At 42.5% G+C, this 18,932-nt stretch carries 20 protein-coding genes; 16 read left to right on the forward strand and 4 right to left on the reverse strand.

Features of this window, described 5'->3' with window-relative positions; all coding sequences use genetic code 11:
* Positions 1-118 precede the first annotated feature (118 nt).
* Both ACN6KS_RS12375 and ACN6KS_RS12380 read left to right on the forward strand, forming a co-directional pair.
* A complete protein-coding gene (locus tag ACN6KS_RS12375) occupies positions 119-1,012 on the forward strand; it encodes a polysaccharide deacetylase family protein (RefSeq protein WP_440962106.1) in 894 nt (297 codons plus the stop codon).
* A 146-nt stretch (positions 1,013-1,158) separates the two neighbouring features.
* On the forward strand, positions 1,159-1,323 hold the full coding sequence (locus ACN6KS_RS12380; RefSeq protein WP_179281484.1) for a hypothetical protein: 165 nt from the start codon (positions 1,159-1,161) through the stop codon (positions 1,321-1,323).
* Positions 1,324-1,394: 71 nt separating this feature from the next.
* Here ACN6KS_RS12380 and ACN6KS_RS12385 read toward each other — a convergent pair whose 3' ends face one another.
* Positions 1,395-1,607: a hypothetical protein gene (locus tag ACN6KS_RS12385; RefSeq protein WP_042126976.1), complete on the reverse strand. Its 213-nt coding sequence runs from the start codon at positions 1,605-1,607 to the stop codon at positions 1,395-1,397.
* Positions 1,608-1,789: 182 nt separating this feature from the next.
* Between ACN6KS_RS12385 and ACN6KS_RS12390 the strand changes: the two genes are divergently transcribed.
* The 14 genes from ACN6KS_RS12390 to ACN6KS_RS12455 all read left to right on the forward strand — a co-directional run bounded on the left by ACN6KS_RS12390 (position 1,790) and on the right by ACN6KS_RS12455 (position 16,649).
* Positions 1,790-2,383 carry a manganese efflux pump gene (locus ACN6KS_RS12390; RefSeq protein WP_440962107.1) on the forward strand — a complete coding sequence of 198 codons (594 nt, stop codon included), beginning with the start codon at positions 1,790-1,792 and terminating at the stop codon, positions 2,381-2,383.
* 119 nt (positions 2,384-2,502) lie between these two features.
* Positions 2,503-3,858, forward strand: a complete 1,356-nt coding sequence (locus tag ACN6KS_RS12395) for an ABC transporter substrate-binding protein (protein WP_440962108.1) — start codon at positions 2,503-2,505, stop codon at positions 3,856-3,858.
* A gap of 200 nt (positions 3,859-4,058) precedes the next feature.
* On the forward strand, positions 4,059-5,012 hold the full coding sequence (locus ACN6KS_RS12400; protein WP_094868590.1) for a carbohydrate ABC transporter permease: 954 nt from the start codon (positions 4,059-4,061) through the stop codon (positions 5,010-5,012).
* A complete protein-coding gene (locus ACN6KS_RS12405) occupies positions 5,009-5,872 on the forward strand; it encodes a carbohydrate ABC transporter permease (protein WP_094868591.1) in 864 nt (287 codons plus the stop codon). The genes ACN6KS_RS12400 and ACN6KS_RS12405 overlap by 4 nt, the downstream gene beginning before the upstream one ends.
* Positions 5,873-5,955: 83 nt before the next feature.
* Positions 5,956-7,680 (forward strand): sensor histidine kinase, encoded by a 1,725-nt coding sequence (locus ACN6KS_RS12410; RefSeq protein WP_440962109.1) that lies wholly within the window; start codon positions 5,956-5,958, stop codon positions 7,678-7,680.
* Positions 7,681-7,713: 33 nt separating this feature from the next.
* Positions 7,714-9,060, forward strand: coding sequence for an ABC transporter substrate-binding protein (locus ACN6KS_RS12415; protein ID WP_094868593.1), 1,347 nt, complete (start codon positions 7,714-7,716; stop codon positions 9,058-9,060).
* A gap of 16 nt (positions 9,061-9,076) precedes the next feature.
* Complete coding sequence (locus tag ACN6KS_RS12420; protein ID WP_440962110.1) at positions 9,077-10,675, forward strand: response regulator; 1,599 nt, start codon at positions 9,077-9,079, stop codon at positions 10,673-10,675.
* 170 nt (positions 10,676-10,845) lie between these two features.
* Positions 10,846-11,919 (forward strand): fatty acid desaturase, encoded by a 1,074-nt coding sequence (locus tag ACN6KS_RS12425; protein WP_094868595.1) that lies wholly within the window; start codon positions 10,846-10,848, stop codon positions 11,917-11,919.
* Between the two features lie 161 nt (positions 11,920-12,080).
* Positions 12,081-13,217 carry a sensor histidine kinase gene (locus ACN6KS_RS12430; RefSeq protein ID WP_094868661.1) on the forward strand — a complete coding sequence of 379 codons (1,137 nt, stop codon included), beginning with the start codon at positions 12,081-12,083 and terminating at the stop codon, positions 13,215-13,217.
* Positions 13,217-13,819 (forward strand): response regulator transcription factor, encoded by a 603-nt coding sequence (locus ACN6KS_RS12435; protein ID WP_042126995.1) that lies wholly within the window; start codon positions 13,217-13,219, stop codon positions 13,817-13,819. The genes ACN6KS_RS12430 and ACN6KS_RS12435 overlap by 1 nt, the downstream gene beginning before the upstream one ends.
* Positions 13,820-13,944: 125 nt before the next feature.
* Positions 13,945-15,030, forward strand: coding sequence for an aspartate-semialdehyde dehydrogenase (gene asd / locus ACN6KS_RS12440; protein ID WP_440962111.1), 1,086 nt, complete (start codon positions 13,945-13,947; stop codon positions 15,028-15,030).
* A gap of 116 nt (positions 15,031-15,146) precedes the next feature.
* Positions 15,147-15,545, forward strand: coding sequence for a hypothetical protein (locus ACN6KS_RS12445; protein WP_280785954.1), 399 nt, complete (start codon positions 15,147-15,149; stop codon positions 15,543-15,545).
* 115 nt (positions 15,546-15,660) lie between these two features.
* A complete protein-coding gene (locus tag ACN6KS_RS12450; RefSeq protein WP_094868598.1) occupies positions 15,661-15,843 on the forward strand; it encodes a DUF3934 family protein in 183 nt (60 codons plus the stop codon).
* A 113-nt stretch (positions 15,844-15,956) separates the two neighbouring features.
* Entirely contained in the window at positions 15,957-16,649 is a 693-nt protein-coding gene (locus ACN6KS_RS12455; protein ID WP_094868599.1) for a pseudouridine synthase, read from the forward strand.
* On the opposite strand, the gene thiE is transcribed toward ACN6KS_RS12455, so the two are convergent.
* Genes thiE through thiM form a run of 3 tightly spaced genes read right to left on the reverse strand, consistent with a single transcriptional unit; the run spans position 16,630 to position 18,922 of the window.
* Complete coding sequence (thiE, locus tag ACN6KS_RS12460; RefSeq protein WP_341134557.1) at positions 16,630-17,295, reverse strand: thiamine phosphate synthase; 666 nt, start codon at positions 17,293-17,295, stop codon at positions 16,630-16,632. The two genes, ACN6KS_RS12455 and thiE, sit on opposite strands and share 20 nt — an antisense overlap.
* Positions 17,276-18,106, reverse strand: coding sequence for a bifunctional hydroxymethylpyrimidine kinase/phosphomethylpyrimidine kinase (gene thiD / locus ACN6KS_RS12465; protein WP_341134558.1), 831 nt, complete (start codon positions 18,104-18,106; stop codon positions 17,276-17,278). Before thiD ends, thiE begins: the two co-directional genes overlap by 20 nt.
* 21 nt (positions 18,107-18,127) lie before the next feature.
* Entirely contained in the window at positions 18,128-18,922 is a 795-nt protein-coding gene (thiM, locus tag ACN6KS_RS12470) for a hydroxyethylthiazole kinase (protein ID WP_341134559.1), read from the reverse strand.
* Positions 18,923-18,932: the final 10 nt, after the last annotated feature.

Consider the following 18,932-nt stretch of genomic DNA (forward strand, 5'->3'; position numbering starts at 1 on the left):
TTAAGCTTCCACGGCTCTAAGGAGCGATTGAACGCTTTACACAGTAAGGACGCAAACACTTCACGGTGTTTCCGTCCTTATTTTTTTAATAAATCATTCATTTATAGGGGGTAGGTTCATGATTCGAAAATTAGGCTTTGCGGCTGACGAGCGCTTGTTAATTATTAATGCAGACGATTTTGGAATCACTAAAGGAACTAATGAAGCTATTGTTGATTTATTTGAAAAAAAAGCTATAACATCCACATCTATTATGATGCCTTGCCCAGACTCGAATGAAGCAATGGAGATAAGTAATTGTAGAGGAATAAAGAATATGGGTATTCATTTAACTTTAACAAGTGGCGAGCAGCATCCGTACAGGCCCGTATTCCAAAATAGGAATTTAAATAGTTTAATTACGGAGGAAGGGAATTTTCATATAGATGCCACACTGCTGGAAAGAAACGCTGCTGATGATGAGGTTAGAGTAGAGATAGAAGCGCAGATCCAAAGTGCAATTGTACATGGCATTGATCCAACTCATCTGGATAGTCACGGGGGAAGTATTATGGGATTATTTACCGGCCGAGATTTTTTAGAAATAACATTTGATCTATGTGAAAAGTACCGTCTACCCTTCAATTTACCTACTAGGATAGTAGAACAACCGTTTTTTAATATGGATCAATTGAGAAGGTTTAAAAAAAGAATTTCTTCAGCAAAAGAGAGGAGCATTCTACTAATCGATGATATAGTTTCTCTTCCTTATTGTATTAACCCCACTGCTACGTACAGTGAAATGAAAAAGGGATTAACTGAACGATTAAAGAATTTAAAGCCTGGAGTAACCCAATTAACGATACATCCAGCTAAAATAACGGAGCAGTTAATAGCCCTAACGACATGTTATACAGAAAGAGAATTGGAATATCTTCTACTAAACGATATTGAAATTAAGCAAGTGATTATCAATGAGCAGATTACACTTATTTCGTGGACAGATATACGTGATATACAAAGATCTATTTAGAGAATTATAAAAAGGAATCATTATTCATTTTGTTTAATAAGAATGTGTTAAAATGGTTTAAACTTTGGAGAAGCTGGGTAAATACCCATAAGCAGTCTAGCAAAATTGCAAATTTCAGGAACGTCACGGAAGGAGTTTGAAATCCAATGAATGTGATCGTACATCATCTTATGGCTTACAATCATCAGTTTTTTAGACCTCAGCCCGTGGTCAATCCTAAGCAAGAGAGATCTAATAAGAAGAAGCAGAGTTTTCAGGAAGTGTTGGATGAGAAAATGAAAGTGTATGGAAAATACAGAATTATTAAGTAAAAGCTACTACATACGTCTGCTGAAAAAAGCCGGAATGCAGTGATCTTAGGGTCACTGTGTTCCGGCTTTTTTTAGGGTCTAACCTCAAAGAATTGGCAGCTCTTGCGGGAGTAGTAAGTCAGATCACTAACTCTGGACTGAATAACGACATCGAAATCAGTGAAGCGGACAACGGTTGCTCCTGAATTCACCAAATGATCGTCCTGAAAGACTCGGACAGGTAATTTTCGGTCAACGGCTTCTTGGAAATCACTGTCTGTAAACAGCGGGCGGTTAATCGGCATAGATATTAAACTCCTTTTGATCATTTAATGAAGGTAGAAATAAAAATAGTATACCTGCGGAAGCATGAAAAATCCAATATAAGAGTAGCTGACGAACATTTTATGAGCAACCTGTTTGGACAAAATTCTATGCGCCCACTTCAGACATAACATAGTTATGAATGTACTAAGGGGGTTTAAATATGCACTGGCTTTCCATCATTATTATTGGTCTGGCTTCAAATTTGGATAACTTAGGAATAGGCGTTTCCTTTGGCGCACGGTCCACAAGAATTACACCTCTCTCTAATCTGATCATTGCTGTTCTTTCAATGCTGGCTACCTTGCTTTCAATTACCTCAGGAGAATATGTTTCAGAATATTTCTCGGAGGCACTTGGCAATGCCATTGGTGGCTGCTTGATTCTGTTTATGGGACTCTGGAGTATTAGAGCGGTGTATAAGAAACCAACTTCAAGTGTAAGCATGGATATAGAGGCCAATGTCCTCAGCACAGCTTCTACAGATACTGGCTATCGTCATGTCTTAAGATGGCAAGAATCGGTGTGGCTGGGTGTAGCGCTGGCTATCAATTGTATTGCTACAGGCTTTGGAGCAGGGATCAGCGGTGTGAACGCAACCTTCACAGCGATCTCAGTGGGTGCCTTTTCGTTTATCACTGTTGCTGCCGGAATGCAAATCGGGAATCGAATGTCCAAAACCTGGCTAGGCAAACATTCTGATCTGATCGGTGGATTGTTATTAGTAGGTATAGGTCTGTATGAAATATTTATTTAAGCTGATCTTGAGTTCGTAAGTATTTCCACCATAAATCGGAAGTTTACCTCCTGAAAAAAAGAAAATAAACCCTGTACACTAAATCTTGTAAGAGAAACCTTTGAAAGGGGTACAGGGGAATGAATAAAGTAAAACACTTGGCACTTTCGTTAGTCGCTATCATGCTTGTAGGTTCACTGGCAGCATGCGGAGGCAACAACGCCGAGAACAACGCATCAAGTAAAAATACAGGTAACAACGCAGCAAGCACAAGTGAACCAACAAAAGATGAGGGTACTGAGCCTGCTGAGAAAATTGAACTTTCTTTCTGGACACTCGGCAACGTGAACTACGAGGATCTAGCGAAGGAGTATACGAAGGAACATCCAAACGTAACGATCAAGGTTCAAAATACGGGTGACCAAACGGCTCATCATAATAATTTGACCACAGCTTTATCGGCGGGGTCGGGTGCACCAGATATTTTCCAGCTTGAAATCGGTTTCATGGAGCGCTTTATCAATGCACAGGATAAATTCTATAACCTGAATGATCTTGGAGCCAAAGATATTCAAGCGAACTATTTGGATTGGAAATGGAAACAAGCCTCTTCCGTAGATGGCAGCTTCCAGTTGGGTTTACCAACAGATATCGGTCCGACCGTTGTTTATTACAGAACAGATTTGGCGGAAGCAGCCGGATTGCCAAGTGACCCGGAAGGATTCGGCGGAGCCATTGATACATGGGACAAATTCGCTGCTGTAGCCAAAGCTTTCAAGGAAAAGACAGGTAAGCCTTTTGTAGATCTTACAGATCTTACCTTTAATGCATTGCGTGACCAATCCGCGGATGAAATCTACTTCAGCAAAGCGGATGGCAACTTTATCGGAGACACCAACCCGCAAGTTCGCAAAGCTTATCATTTTACGGTTAAAGGTATCCAAGAAGGTTGGATCAGCAATCTAATGCTCTGGTCTCCAGAATGGGGCCAAGGAATGAACGATGGATCTTTTGCAGTCGTCATGGGACCGGCTTGGATGGCGGGAAATGTTAAGAGTAATGCTCCAGATACTACTGGAAAATGGAAAATCGCACAGCTTCCTGAAGGTGCTGGTAACTGGGGTGGTTCATTCCTGACCCTGCCTAAAGAAGGTAAACACTCGAAAGAAGCTTATGATTTCATCGCATGGATGGATAACAAGGATAATCAACTGGAATCCTTCAAGACAAAAGGGTTGATGCCTTCCATTCCTGCCCTGTACGAAGATCCTGCATTCGTAGATTTCAAGGATGAATTCTTCGGTGGTCAACAAACCGCAGTTGAATTTGGTAAAGCAGCTAATCGTGTAAAACCGGTATACTACGGTCCACTTCATGACCAAACCGATACCTTCTTCAAAAATGCACTGAAAAACGTGTTGGAGAAAAAGGCTGATCCGGCTAAAGAGTGGGATGAAGCTGTTAAACAAGCGAAGAAGCTTGCTGAACGCAGCTAAGACTTCTAACAGAAAGCGCGCAATGCCTTGAAGGTCCGGATTCATAGAGAACAGTATTCTCTGTGAATTCGGATTTAATTATAAGAAAGTATAAGTTTCACGCAATACTTTATGCTTTAATTCTCGCATAAACGATTACCGTCCTTATAAGGACGCCGAAGACGTTTTGCTTGATACGTTAGATTACCTGGAGGTGTGTCATGGCTGAGCCTGTTATTGCAAGTCCGCATGCCGAGAGCAAACGACCGTTTTTAACGGAACAAAGAAGGAGCCGCATCACCGCTTATACATTCATCTCTCCTTTTTTTATTCTGTTCTCGATATTTGGACTATATCCGATCTTCTTTACGATCTACCTTTCATTTTTTAAATGGGATGCCTTGAATCCTATGAAATTCGTAGGAATGAAAAATTATGAGCTGGTCACAAGCGACCCTACCTTTTGGATTTCTTTTAGCAACACGTTAATTATGGGACTGCTTGGTACGATTCCACAGATCCTATTGGCACTTTTGATTGCTGTTTTGTTGAATTCGGGGATGACTCGTTTCAAAAAAACGTTCCGCGTTCTCTTTTTCATGCCGAATATTACTTCAATCGTTGCGGTTACCCTGGTGTTTAGTACGCTGTTTGGGAACAACGGGATGATCAACTGGATGCTCAGTGGTTTAGGACTTGATAATGTGGCCTTCAACTCTGGCTGGTGGGGAGTCAAAATCGCGATTTCAACTATGGTGATGTGGCGCTGGACAGGGTATAATGCCATTATTTTTCTATCAGGACTTCAAAGTATTCCTACAGATTTGTATGAAGCAGCCCGAATTGATGGAGCGAACAGAAGGCAACAATTAACCTTCATTACATTACCACTACTAAAACCATTTATCGTATTCGTTACCTTGCTCTCGACCATTGGTGCGCTGCAGTTGTTTACTGAACCTTATGTATTCTTGGGGCAATCAGGAACTGGATCTACCCGTCAGGAAGGAATCACTATGGTTACTTATTTGTACAGTGAGGCATTCCGCAATGGATTCTTTGGTACGGCGGCGGCTACAGCAGTTCTACTATTTGTGGTCACAATCATATTCTCTGTCCTTAATATGCTGGTTTCAAGCCGCATGGGTGGAGATACAGGAGGGGGTAAAGCGTGAGTACTGTGCGTCTATTAAAAAAAGATCCGGATGATCTTGGGATTTTCGGCAAAGTAGGATTTTATCTCATTCTGATTCTTGGTGCACTTGTGTCCATCTTTCCTTTTTACTGGATGTTTGTAGTTGGCACAAATGATAGGGGCGCAGTATTCCATGTCCCCCCTTTGCTTACGGTTGGAAACCAATTTTTTGATAATTTCCAGCGGGTTCTGGATAAAACGGATTTCTTCCAAGCCCTTGGAAACTCATTATTCGTCTCGTCTATGGTAACCATATCGGTCGTATTTTTCTGTACATTGGCTGGTTATGCTTTTGCTAAATATGAATTCCCGTTTAAAAATATTCTTTTCTACTTTGTAATTGCTACTCTATTTGTACCCCAGCAGCTTGGTGTGTTACCTACTTATGTCATTATGGCCAAGCTCCACTGGATCGACTCCTTTAAGGCGCTGATTGTTCCGGCAATGGTTAATGCTTTTGGGATCTTTTGGATGCGGCAGTATATCTCTACAGCTGTACATACAGAACTGATCGAAGCTGGACGGATTGATGGCGGAGGACATTTCCGGATCTTCTGGAACATCGCCATTCCAGTGATCACACCAGCTATGGCAACACTAGGCATACTGAATTTTATGACCGTATGGAATGACTTCTTTTGGCCTTTGGTCGTGTTAAAGAACCAAGAACATTTTACAATACAAATCGCGCTCCAACAGTTATTCTCCAATCGTGACGGTCTGGATTATGGAATGATCATGTCAGCTACGTTTACGGCGACCTTGCCATTGCTGATCGTCTTCTTGTTATTTAGTCGTTGGGTAATTGCGGGGCTTACTTCAGGAGCTATCAAGAGCTGATCTTACTTTTAGGTCTTTACAGGGAATAGGCGGTTTCGTGAAGAATACTAGAGAACAGAGACAGCAGGGGGAAGGGGAATACCATGAAGCTCCGCCGGAAAATCTTGTTCGCTATTATTCTTCTCGTCTTTATTCCAGTGATCCTGATGGGGATCGTTACATATGTTAATTTCTCTAACGCTATGGAGAAAAAATCAAGCAACTTCTACTGGGTTTCACTGCTCGAAACGGATCGAAAGCTCAAATTCGCACTTAGCGAAATCTCCTCGATCACAAATGCTGCAATCACACAACCGGTTATTCAACAATCGCTTAAGCAGACTAATTTTGTGCTCACCTATGATCGCAAGCAGGAACTCAACAATTTGCTGATTAATCATCCGATGATTACTTCATTTAGTTTATATGGCAAAGATCGGCTGCTCTATCAATACAATGCACCGATGTCCTTTGAGGACATGAAGAAGCAGAGTTGGTTTAATGCGATGGAAAGTGCGGAGGGGCGCCCTGTATGGTCAGGACCCGGTGAGAATGGTTCAGCATTATCCGGCCATCCGGTACTTGTGCAAGCCAGAGTGATCAAAGATTATTATTCACTTGAAGATATCGGCTATTTGGTCGTGAACGTAAAACCCGATTTACTAGATCAGATTTTTTGGGAGGCAGCAACTCTGAAGAAGGGGGATATTCTGCTAGTGAACAAGCTAGGGAATATAGTTTTTAACAAATCCGGTGAACATATAGGGCAGCGCACCGAGTTCCCTTTTTTAGAAAATGATTATGCCAAGGAACAAAACTATTACATCGATAACTATCAGGGGGAACAATCACTCATAACCTTCCTCCCTTCACATAATAAAGACTGGTATTTGGCAGCGATTACACCGATGAATCTAATCTCTTCGGAGTCCATTTCTATCCGCAATATTGCGATTATTTTGAGTACGGTTTCATTGTTATCGGCGATTTTATTTGACCGCTATTTTGTTAGAAGACTCGTTTATAGCATTAATAGCGCAGTCAACGGGATGAAGCGTGTGAAGCAAGGGATTTTTACACCTATCACTACACGTTATCGTGCTGATGATGAAAGTGATTTTCTGATTGATGGCTTTAACCGAATGAGCTCACAGATCAGCGAGTTAATCGTACAGGTGCAGACGGAGCAGGGGCGGAAGAAGGAAGCAGAAATGCAGGCCTTAATGGCGCAGATTAATCCTCATTTTATTTATAATTCACTTGAATCAATTAATTCAATGGCTGTGCTGCAAGGCAATAAAGATATTAGTAAAATGGTCATTTCACTCGGCAAGCTGCTGCGAATTAGCATTAGTCAGAATCAAGAGCTGATACCACTGCAAATGGAGTTTGAGCATGTTCGCCATTATCTGGATATTCAGAAGTTCCGTTTCGAGGATGAATTTTCGTATATTATAAATCTTCCTGAGAATCTTAGAACGTTTATGACTCAAAAGCTGATTGTTCAGCCCATTGTAGAGAATGCATTGTACCATGCGATTGAGCCGATGGAGGACCCTGGAATTATAGAAATCACAGCCTATGAAATGGGTACGGATATGATCATTATCGTAAAAGATAACGGTCCGGGCTTCGACTTAGCCAAGATGATGAATCTATGGGATAACGAGGGAGGCGGCCAGAAGAAATATAGTGACAGTGGTGTAGGGCTTAAGAATGTTCATGAGCGCCTGATTATCAGATTCGGCAGTCCATATGGCTTACTTGTGTGTTCATCCCCTGGATTTGGTTCAACGATTCGAATCCGAATACCAAAAATACTGCCATAATCGATCATACAGAGGAAACAGGGGGAGATTGACATGAAGTGGTTATTGAAGTGGGGCTGGATGTGGATATATCTAGTCTTGATATCTGGCGCTGTTCTATTTATTACTTTAGGAGATCATGAACCGATTGAAGATAATTCACCAGAAAAAATAACGCTGACTTTCCGTCACTTCTGGATCAAAGAGCATGATCGGCCACTGCTGGCTATCTTTGAAGAGATCGTGGATAAATACCAAATTGCGCATCCAAATATAAAAGTTAATTTCGAAGGGTTAGACCAGACGATACACCGTGAACAAAAGCTGAAAAGTGAGATGGTTACTGGCACGCCACCAGATATGTTTGTATTATTTGGTGGGGCCGAAATAGAGCCATATGTGCGTTCTAATCGTCTTGTTGATCTGACTGACTTTGTCCGAGAGAACGGTCTAACCAATCAATTCAAGGATCTGCATCTATGGACCTTTGATAACCATATTTATGGATTGCCCATTGAAGGAAACGCTGAACCACTGTATTACAATAAGACTATATTCAATAAGCTGGGTCTAGGGGCGCCTACAACGCTGCAAGAACTCGATGATGTCATACTGGGGCTCAAGGCCGGAGGATACATTCCCTTTGCACTCGGGAATGAGGATCGTTGGCCCGCCGGGATTTTTGCACATTATTTAATGGATCGTTATGCTGGCTCCGAGCTGATCCAGAAGCTAATCACAGGTGAAGATCAAGCGAGCTTTCAGAATGAGGCCTATTTAAAGGCTTTTGAGCATTTGGATCAATGGATAAAAGAAGGTGCTTTTAGTTCCAAGTCTAATGATCTTTCAACTGAAAATGCAGTGAGTTTGTTTGCAAGCGGTAAGGCTGCAATGTATTTAAACGGGAACTGGGATATCAATTTATTTTCTGGAAGTGCGGCTCCAGCTGATTTTCAGAATGAGGTAGGCGTTATTCCATTTCCTGCCTTGAAGCAAGGAGAGGAGCCTTCGATTGCAGGAGGTTATACCATCGGCATTGGTCTTTCCTCCGAACTAAATGGAGCTAAACGGGAAGCCGCTTTGGATCTTATGAAGGCTTTTTACACGCAGGAAGTTCAGACCCGAATTGTATATGAAGGACTGAGAATTCCATCCATTCGTATTGCTTTTGATCCGGAGAAGACCGGTCCGGTATTCGCGCAAGTGATGGAAATGATGGAAGTGAACCGCAAGAGCTTTGTGCCTTACGATAACGTATTATCACCTGAAGTTAAGAAAATGTTCCTAAGTGTCATCGAAAAAATGATTAACGAAGAAATGTCTGCAGATCATGCTTTAAAGCTAGTGCAGGCATCATCGATGGAATACTGGAATCTGATCCAAAACTCAAGTGTTCAATAAGCATGGAGGTGCTGGAATGGATGAGATAGAAGAGAAATATAAAGTACTGCTCGTAGATGATGAGCCGATTATTCTTCGTAGTCTAAAGGTAGCTATTCCATGGGATGATCTCCAGATGGAAATTGTGGGAGAGGCTCGAAATGGAGAACAAGCCCTCCGCTTAATAGAAGAAACTACACCGCATATTATAATCAGCGATATCCGTATGCCTGTGATTGACGGAATCACTTTGATGAAGGAAGTATTGCCAAAGAATGCTAAGCTGGTATTTATTTTTATAAGCGGATACGGGGAGTTTGAATATGCGAGAGAAGCTTTGCGTCAAGGAGCCTTTGATTATTTGCTAAAACCTATCGATCATGACGAACTGGTTGAAATGCTATACCGAGCGAAAACAAGACTGGATGACCAAAGAGAGAACGACCAGATGCTGCATTCCGTGCAGATGCTGTCAATGCTCGCTCGTGAACGGATGTTTGCTGAAATCACTCTGGGAAATGCAAGACCTCTAGAGCATCTGAAATGGCTGGAAAATAGCGAACTTGAAGATGGCTATTTCATGGCTGTTGTCCAATTGGATGATTATTCTGCGTTGACCGGGCAGTGGAGTGTGGAAGAAAAACGACTATGGCTGTTTGCGATCCGTAATATTGTTGAAGAGTGGTCCCTGGAGCATGGAGTACTTACAGTCTTCCCTTTTCATAACGGAGAGTGGGTATTGCTCTTCCCTGGATCTCTAAGCGCGAGCAGAAGAGAACTCGGTGAACTATTGATTACAGGGATCAAAAGATATTCCAAGCTAAGCTGCTCAGTAGGGATTAGCCGCTGTACACAAGGCATTGATCAATTAAGCACAGTGTATCCTTTGGCTGCAAAAGCTTTGTATCAACGTTTCTATTCTGGACTTGCCGGGGTGTTCATAGATGAGGAAACAGCCTTCGCAGGCAATACAGAAGTGAAATATCCAAAAGAGCTGGAGACCTCGCTGATAGAGAGTATTCGTACCTTGAATAGAAACCAAATGTCATCCTTGTTTGATGAGTTGGCATTATATATTGAAGCTCAAGCTATTCCTAAAGAAATAGCAGAACGTCTTCTTGTGGAGATGGTTGTTGTGTTATACAGACATTTTGAACATTTGAATCTAAATTCGGACTGGTCTCTACATGGATTGCTAAGCAAGCTGCACCATTTGGTTACCTTGACTGAAATGATATCTGCTTTGAAGGAAGAATTTGGGGTGCGATTGAATCAAGGGAGTAAACCTGTAAATCGGGAGGACACACGCAGTTCCATCGAGAAGACAAAACGTTATATCGAGAGTAATTATCATAAAGACTTAAGTATTGAAGAAGTATCGGAACTTGCCGATCTTAGTGTCAGTCATTTTTGTACTTTATTTAAACAAATAACAGGCTATACCTTCTTGGAGTATGTGACTCACTGTCGAATGGAGAAGGCGAAGTATATATTGCAAAGTAGTAATGTGAAGGTGTATCAGATCGCTCCGCTTGTGGGTTATCAGGATTCACGGTATTTTACCCAGGTCTTCAAGAAAGCTAGTGGTCAGACACCTACGGAATACCGAGAAGAGCATGCGAGGCAGGTCAATTAGCGAAGAAGTACATGGATTGATTAGCAAAAGGGATAAAAATAGGGCATAAGTATGACATTTATCATACCCTTTACTTGATGTTTGTGACTTATAGGATGACACTTTATCTCCTATACTTAGATTAGATAAAAAGATCCTTAGCCAGACACATCAAGGAGGAAACGATAAAGATGACTACAAAACAGACATCACAGCTCTCCAGTCTTAAAAAAAGTGTAGCCCCTTACGAAAAAAACGACCGCAACGCGAGCATAAGACAGCTCATTAATACTTTAGGGCCACTTGTGCTGTTATGGGGCGGAGCGTATTTCTCTTTATCCGTTTCCTACTGGCTCACCCTATTGTTGGCCATTCCTGCAGCAGGATTTGTAATTCGAACTTTTATTATTTTTCATGATTGTACGCATGGTTCATTCTTTAAGAACCGTAAAGCAAATGACATTATCGGAACGATCACAGGTGTATTAACGCTTGTTCCTTATCGACAGTGGAAGCATAGCCATTCTATTCACCATGCCAGCTCTAGTAACCTCGATAAAAGAGGGATTGGCGATATATGGATTATGACTGTTGACGAATATGAAGCAGCTTCTTTCTGGAAACGTCTTTACTACCGTATTTACCGTAATCCGATCGTGATGTTCGGAATAGGACCTATCGCTGTGTTTATGATCCAGTATCGCTTTAATGCCAAAGGTGCAAGACGTAAAGAACGGATGAATACCTATTTAACAAATGTATCTATTGCAGCTCTCTATGGTTTGCTTATTTGGGCGATCGGCTGGCAGGCCTTTATCATGGTGCAATTGCCTATCGCTTTTGTATCTGGTTTTCTCGGAATATGGTTGTTCTATGTTCAGCATCAGTTCGAGGATTCTTACTTCGAGAATGAATCGGAGTGGAGTTATGTTATGGCTGCAGTAGAGGGAAGTTCATATTACAAGCTACCTAAGCTATTGCAATGGATTACAGGGAACATCGGGTTCCACCATGTCCATCATTTAAGTCCGAAGGTACCCAACTATAATTTAGAAAAAGCACATAATGCCACGCCACCCTTGCAAAAAGCGACGACTATAACACTTAGTTCTAGCTTGAAGGCTTTGCACTTCCGTCTTTGGGATGAAGAGAATAAGTGCTTCATAAGTTTTAAACAGATGAAGTCGAGACTAAACAAACCTAAGGTAGCAGCTGCAGCAGCAGAAGTCCTACAAGTTCATAAGACTAGACTCCAAGGAGAATAAATATTATAGGTTCGAACAAAATAGCAGTATAAAGAAAGGTTAGAGCCGGAGAAATCATTCGTGGCTCTAATCTTTTTCTGTTTGGGGTAGTGAAACAACAGATTTCCACTGAATTTATGCTAGAATAAGGAGAGTAATGTATGGTGAAAAGGAGAGCGGTCATGCAAAAGTGGCATCATATTTTTCATAAAAGCACAGGTCTCAGCCCTTATGTGTGGGTCGTTTTTTACATTCTACCGTTTTATTTTATATTTCGCTCCTCCTCAACCTATCAAGTAGTTTGGGGAATCTTGATGATCGCAGTATTTTTTGTTTGTTATGTACTTTCTTTTGTATCTAAGGGCTGGTTGGTTTATTTCTGGACGAGTGTTCAAATTATAGTGTCTATAACGATGACGCTTTTGTTCGGATATATGTATTTTGCACTTTTCCTAGCCTTTTTTATTGGGAACATACAGAATCGAGTGGGTTTCTTCACACTGTACTCTATTCATCTGTTAACTACGATCATTACGATTAATTATGAGCTGCTATCACGTAATTCAGTGTTTATTAGTCAGCTACCGTTTGTGCTTGTAAGTATGATTGCAGTGATTCTACTTCCAATTAGTACCTATAACCGAAATAATCAAGGCAAGTTGCAAGATCAATTGGAGGATGCGAACAAGCGGATATCCGAACTCGTTAAACTTGAAGAACGACAACGAATTTCGCGAGACCTCCATGATACATTAGGTCAGAAGCTTTCATTAATTGGTCTGAAGAGTGATTTGGCAGGAAAGCTAATCGACTCTAATCCTATCCAAGCAAAAGCAGAGATCAATGATGTACGACAAACGGCGAGAAGTGCGCTGAAAGAGGTTCGGGAAATGGTTACGCGAATGCGCGGCATTCGGCTTGAAGATGAACTTATCCATATTCAGCAGTTTCTTGCAGCTGCGGAAATTGATTTTACATTGGAAGGAAATCCGAAGCTAACCAATACCTCATTGATTACGGAAAATGTACTTAGCATGTGTATAAAGGAAGCAGTCACTAATGTTGTGAAGCACAGTGGAGCGCAAGCCTGCTCTATTCTGATTAAGCCCTCTCGAACGGATTTAGTCATAAAAGTGCAAGATGACGGGAAAGGAATACCTGGGAACGATCTTTATTTTAAAGGTCACGGACTGCAAGGTATGAGAGAACGTCTTGAATTTGTAAATGGCTGTATGGATATTGTGAGAGATAGCGGGACTACAATTGTGATTAAAGTACCCAATGCATTTAAGCATCAGGAACCGGAGGTCATCCTATAATGATAAAAATTGTAATCGCTGAGGATCAACGAATGCTACTCGGGGCGCTGGCCTCTTTGCTCGATTTAGAAGAGGATATGAAGGTTGTGGGCCGAGCAAGCAATGGGGAAGAAGCTGTTGCCATGGTTCAGCAGCTTAAGCCGGATATCTGCATTATGGATATTGAGATGCCGGCGATGAGTGGTCTCGACGCTGCTGAAGCCTTGAAGAATAGCGGCTGCAAAACGATGATATTAACGACCTTTGCCCGGGCGGGATATTTCGAACGTGCGCTCAAGGCGGGGGTTCACGCTTATTTACTGAAGGACAGTCCTAGTGAAGAGCTGGCACTCTCTATCCGGAATGTTATGGCAGGCAGACGCATGTATGCACCGGAGCTGATGGATGAAGCCTACAGCGGTGAAGTGAATCCATTGACTCAGCGGGAGAAGGAAGTGCTCGGCCTGATCGCCGATGGTAAAAATACGAAAGAAATTGCCAGTGAGCTGTACATTACTACCGGTACCGTACGAAATTACATCTCAGTTATCCTTGATAAGCTGGATGTGGGGAATCGGATTGAAGCGATCACTCGCTTTAAGGAAAAAGGCTGGTTTAAGTGAAAATATTAAATTTTTTAATGTTATTTTGATGTTAACACTCGCCAAATGTTCCCGAGCCGTATATCATTAATTATCAGCCTATTATTCACAATAGGACAGTTAATCAAAAGGAAGTGTATTTTCTGATGTCAAGAAAGCTAAGAGCCGGCATAGTTGGCGGCACAGGTATGGTAGGTCAGCGGTTTATTGCCCTTCTAGAGAATCATCCTTGGTTTGAAGTAACTGCGATTGCTGCCAGTGCGAAATCTGCTGGGAAAACGTATGAAGAATCGGCCAAGGGCAGATGGAAGCTATCCACTCCAATGCCTGAGAACGTGAAGAATATTATGGTTCAAGATGCTTCTAAGGTAGAAGAAGTAGCTGCGGATGTAGACCTGATCTTTTGCGCAGTAGATATGAAAAAAGAAGAGATTAAAGCGCTCGAAGAAGCTTATGCTCGTACGGGTACTCCAGTTATCTCCAATAACTCAGCGCATCGTTGGACACCGGACGTGCCTATGGTCATTCCTGAGATTAACCCAGAGCATCTTGAGGTTATTGCGCAGCAAAGAAAACGTCTGGGAACTGAGACTGGTTTCATTGCGGTTAAACCTAACTGCTCCATTCAAAGTTATGTACCTGCGCTTCATGCGCTCAAAGAATTCAACCCATCTAAAGTGGTAGTCACCACTTACCAGGCAATTTCGGGTGCGGGCAAGACTTTTGCTGACTGGCCAGAAATGCTGGACAATGTGATTCCTTATATTGGTGGTGAAGAAGAGAAGAGCGAGCAAGAGCCGTTGCGCATCTGGGGAAGCGTGCAAGAAGAAGGCATCGTAAAAAGTGAAGCGCCAACCATTACTTCGCAGTGTATCCGTGTGCCTGTAGCGGATGGACATATGGCTGCTGTATTTGTTTCTTTTGAGAAAAAGCCATCCAAAGAAGAGATTTTGAACCTCTGGAATAGCTTCAAAGGACGTCCTCAAGAGCTTGAACTGCCTAGCGCCCCTAAACAGTTCATTACTTATTTCGAAGAGGAGAACCGTCCACAGACCAAACTGGATCGTGATATTGAGAATGGTATGGGCGTATCGACGGGCAGACTTCGCGAAGATTCCATCTATGATTACAAATTCGTAGGTCTCTCCCATAACACCCTGCGCGGAGCAGCTGGCGGTGCCGTATTGATCGCTGAGCTTCTGAAAGCAGAAGGATATATTCAGCCTAAATAAAATGGATGAGCTATAAAGCGGATTCGAAATAGACACCTCATCAAAGCCTAGTCTTTGGTGGGGTGTTTTTTAATGGATTGATTTGGTGAAATAAGTCAGGGAAGGAGCTGATATACTTGTATAAATATTTATTAGCTTTTATAGGGTTACCTTTAATACTATTCACAAGCGGATGTACATCATCAACTCAAGAGGTACAAGAGTATGGAGTATCTTCCATAAATGCTGAAATTCCTATTCCGGAAAATGCCAAAGAAATCGAAGTCACGACAACTTCTAGTAATCCTAATGTAAAAATAGGCGTAAAGTACGAACTCGATAATATAGGGGGAGAACAAGGTCTCTATCGACCTGACCACTACTTTAATAAATTAGAGGATGCTGGCTGGGTTGAGCTGGAGGACAAGCGGTTAGGGCATGTGCAATTTTTCGAAAAAGAGGGTACTGTCATCGCCATTGAAATACATGAAGATACCTTTGATATTTATGAAATGAATAAAGATGCTAAATACTAATCAGAGTATCGTTAGACGAAGCTGAGCTATTACTTAAACAGAAAGTTTGAGAGTGTGGTAAAATAGATGAAGTGTATAAACTATACGAATTCTGAATGACTGACGGAGTGATATGATGGGTGCAAAAAGTAAAGGTGGCGGCACGGGCAGAGGTACGGGGAGTAAGGGCTGGACACGCTGGAACAAAACAGCAAAGCCAGTTAAACCTGCAAAAGGTGCTCCAACCACGGGTCCAGGCGCTAAAGATCTAAGTGGAAGCAAGGGCAATAACGTGAAAAAAAGCGGAAGCACCAAATAGCTCCCTTGAACTGGGTTATTCCTGAAGGTTAACATCTGATTTTGATCGTTAAAATCAGGTGTTTTTTTATTGGATAAATATGACTAAGCTTATGAATAGAAAGTAGGTTCATTGTGAGAATCGATAAATATATAAGCGAGACTGGCTTTTGTTCCAGAAGAGAAACGAAAAGGCTAATTGCCGCTGGCCGAATCGCGGTTAATGGAGTTGTCTGTGAGGCGAATAATCTTATAGAGCCAGAGGATATTGTATCCGTAGATGGAGAGCCCATAACGACTAGTAAAGGGGAGCTGGTATATCTCGCGCTGAACAAGCCAATCGGGATTACCTGTACCGCAGCCCCTGATGTGGCTGGGAATATTATAGATTTTGTAGGATATCCTTCACGAATCTTTGCAATCGGGAGATTAGATAAACACTCGGAAGGTCTCATTTTATTAACGAACGATGGAGATATCGTAAACAAAATGATGCGTTCCGAAAATGGGCATGAGAAAGAATACGTGGTTACCGTAGATAAGCCAGTGACGCCAGAATTCTTACATGAAATGTCTAGCGGTGTGGACATACTTGGGGTCACAACGAAACCTTGCGAAGTGTACCCGATCGCTGATGATGAGTTTAGAATTATCCTAACTCAAGGCCTTAATCTGCAAATACGCAGAATGTGCAAGGAGTTAGGATATAGAGTACTTAAACTAGAACGAATAAGAATCATGAATATTACACTTGATAGTTTGGAGCGAGGACAATGGCGTCATTTGAGCGGAGAAGAGCTGAGTGAGCTTATGTTCCTCTTAAATTAACTTCTTGAACAAATCCTCTAGCGGCTAAGGTGATGTCTTCAGCGCCCGCAATAGCTGATATAACGGAGATACCGTCCGCACCCGCAGCTAGTACTGGTGCTGCATTGTGCACTGTGATTCCTCCTATGCCGACTAAAGGAACCGTAATGCCGCTGTTTCGTATTTCCTCAATGACTAATGTGCCTCGAACGGCTTGGGCATCGTCCTTGGAAGAGGTAGGATAAATAGGTCCAATCCCTAGATAATCAGCTCCATCTGCAATGGCCTGCTGGGCTTCGGCGAGCGAATGAGCGGACACACCAACGATCTTGTCCTCCCCAAGCAGCTGCCTGATTGCTAGCGTGGGGGTGTCATCTTGTCCAACATGAATGCCGTCCGCATCAAGGGCGATGGCTAGATCAATATCGTCATTAACGATAAAAGGGACTCCGTTAGCACGACATATCTTTTGAAGCCGTCTTCCTAAATTAAATCTAACCTCTGCAGTTAATGCCCCTGTACCTTTTTCACGAAATTGGAACATTGTTATGCCTCCAGCAACGGCTTCTTTTAATACCTTGGCTGGGGATTTAAGGCAATTCACACTGCCCATAATGAAATAGACTTTTAATAAATTACGTAGTTGATCACTGTCTATTTGCTTCAAGGTTCATCCCTCGCAATCTATTCTGATATGCAAAATGATTCGTAGGTCCATGTCCAGCCCCTATGCCCAGCTCATCTTCAATCGCCGCTTGTATAAAAGCTTTGGCGGTTTGAATGGCCTCAGCAACGGATTTGCCTTTGGCTAGCTCAGCAGTAACTGCTGCTGAATAGGTGCAGCCTGTGCCGTGCGTGTGTCTAGTCTGAACTCGTTGACTCTCCATAAAGATGAATTCGTGACCATCATATAGGAGATCCACAACAGCCTTAGTTGAGGTATCATGCCCACCTTTTAGCACTACATAGTTAGAGCCCATGGCATGAATGATTTTAGCCGCTTCTTTACGATCGTCTATAGTAGTGATGCTTCTGTTGGTAATCATTTCAGCCTCTGGAATATTGGGTGTCGTCACTAAGGCTAGCGGGAGGAGATGATTGATTAAGGACTGAACAGCTTCTTGCTGTAGCAGCGTGGAACCCCCTTTAGCAACCATCACAGGATCAACTACAAGATTACGCCAGCTGTATTGCTGGATCTTCTCTGCTACGATACAAATGATGTCACTGTTAAATAGCATCCCAGTCTTCACGGCCTCAGGCTTCAAATCAATTCCAATGGAATCAAGCTGTTGCGTAATAGCTTCCAGTGTCAACGGAAATACGCCCTGAACTCCTAGTGTGTTTTGGGCTGTCACAGCTGTGAGTGCGGACATGCCATATACAGAAAGCTCTTGAAAGGTTTTTAAATCTGCCTGGATGCCAGCGCCACCACCGCTATCCGAGCCGGCTATAGTTAAAGCTTTGGATATAGTCATTCTGTTCACTCCTTAGGGTTGTTATCTGAGTTGTTTAATTTTTGATTTATCTTTGTAAGTTTCAGCTGTGAGCAAGCTCAATTGATTTAGAAACTCGATTTGAAAGCTCCCCGGACCTTGTCCAGTCGTTAGTTCAGCGGCGATTTCAGCAGCCACTCCATAGAAGGAGAGAGCTTCGACTGCTGCTTCAAGAGATGCTCCTTCACTTACCGCAAGAAATGCACCGACTACTGCACTTAGCAAACAACCGGTTCCCGTTACTTTTGTTAGAATAGGGTGACCATTGCTGGCAATGTAGGTGTTATCTCCATTTGTGATGACATCATCTTTTCCGGTGATGATAACCACACAATCTAACTTCCGCGCAGCTGTCTCAGCCAAGACGACGACATCGCCCTCACCTTCACCAGCATCCACCCCTTTGATAGACCAGCTCTCACCAATGACATTGGCAACTTCAGCCACATTGCCACGTAGAGCGGTAATTTGCATCTCATTCACAAGCTTTTGAGTGACAGCTGTTCGATAAGCAGTGGCTCCCGCACCCACTGGATCAAGAACTAAGGGAACGCCGTGCTTATTCGCAGATTGTCCCGCGAGCACCATAGATTGAATGGCGTAGTCATTCAGTGTGCCGATATTCAGAACTACGGCAGATGAAAATGCGGCGATATCTGCCACTTCTTCGTGAGCATCCGCCATAAAGGGGGAGGCTCCAAGCGCTAAAAGACCGTTGGCTGAAAAATTCGCTACCACGATATTGGTGATATTGTGGATCAAGGGATTGAATTCCCGTACTTTGGATAGATAACACATGATAATTCCT

This window comes from Paenibacillus nitricinens, assembly GCF_052056485.1.
GTDB classification, from domain to species: domain Bacteria; phylum Bacillota; class Bacilli; order Paenibacillales; family Paenibacillaceae; genus Paenibacillus_AQ; species Paenibacillus_AQ nitricinens.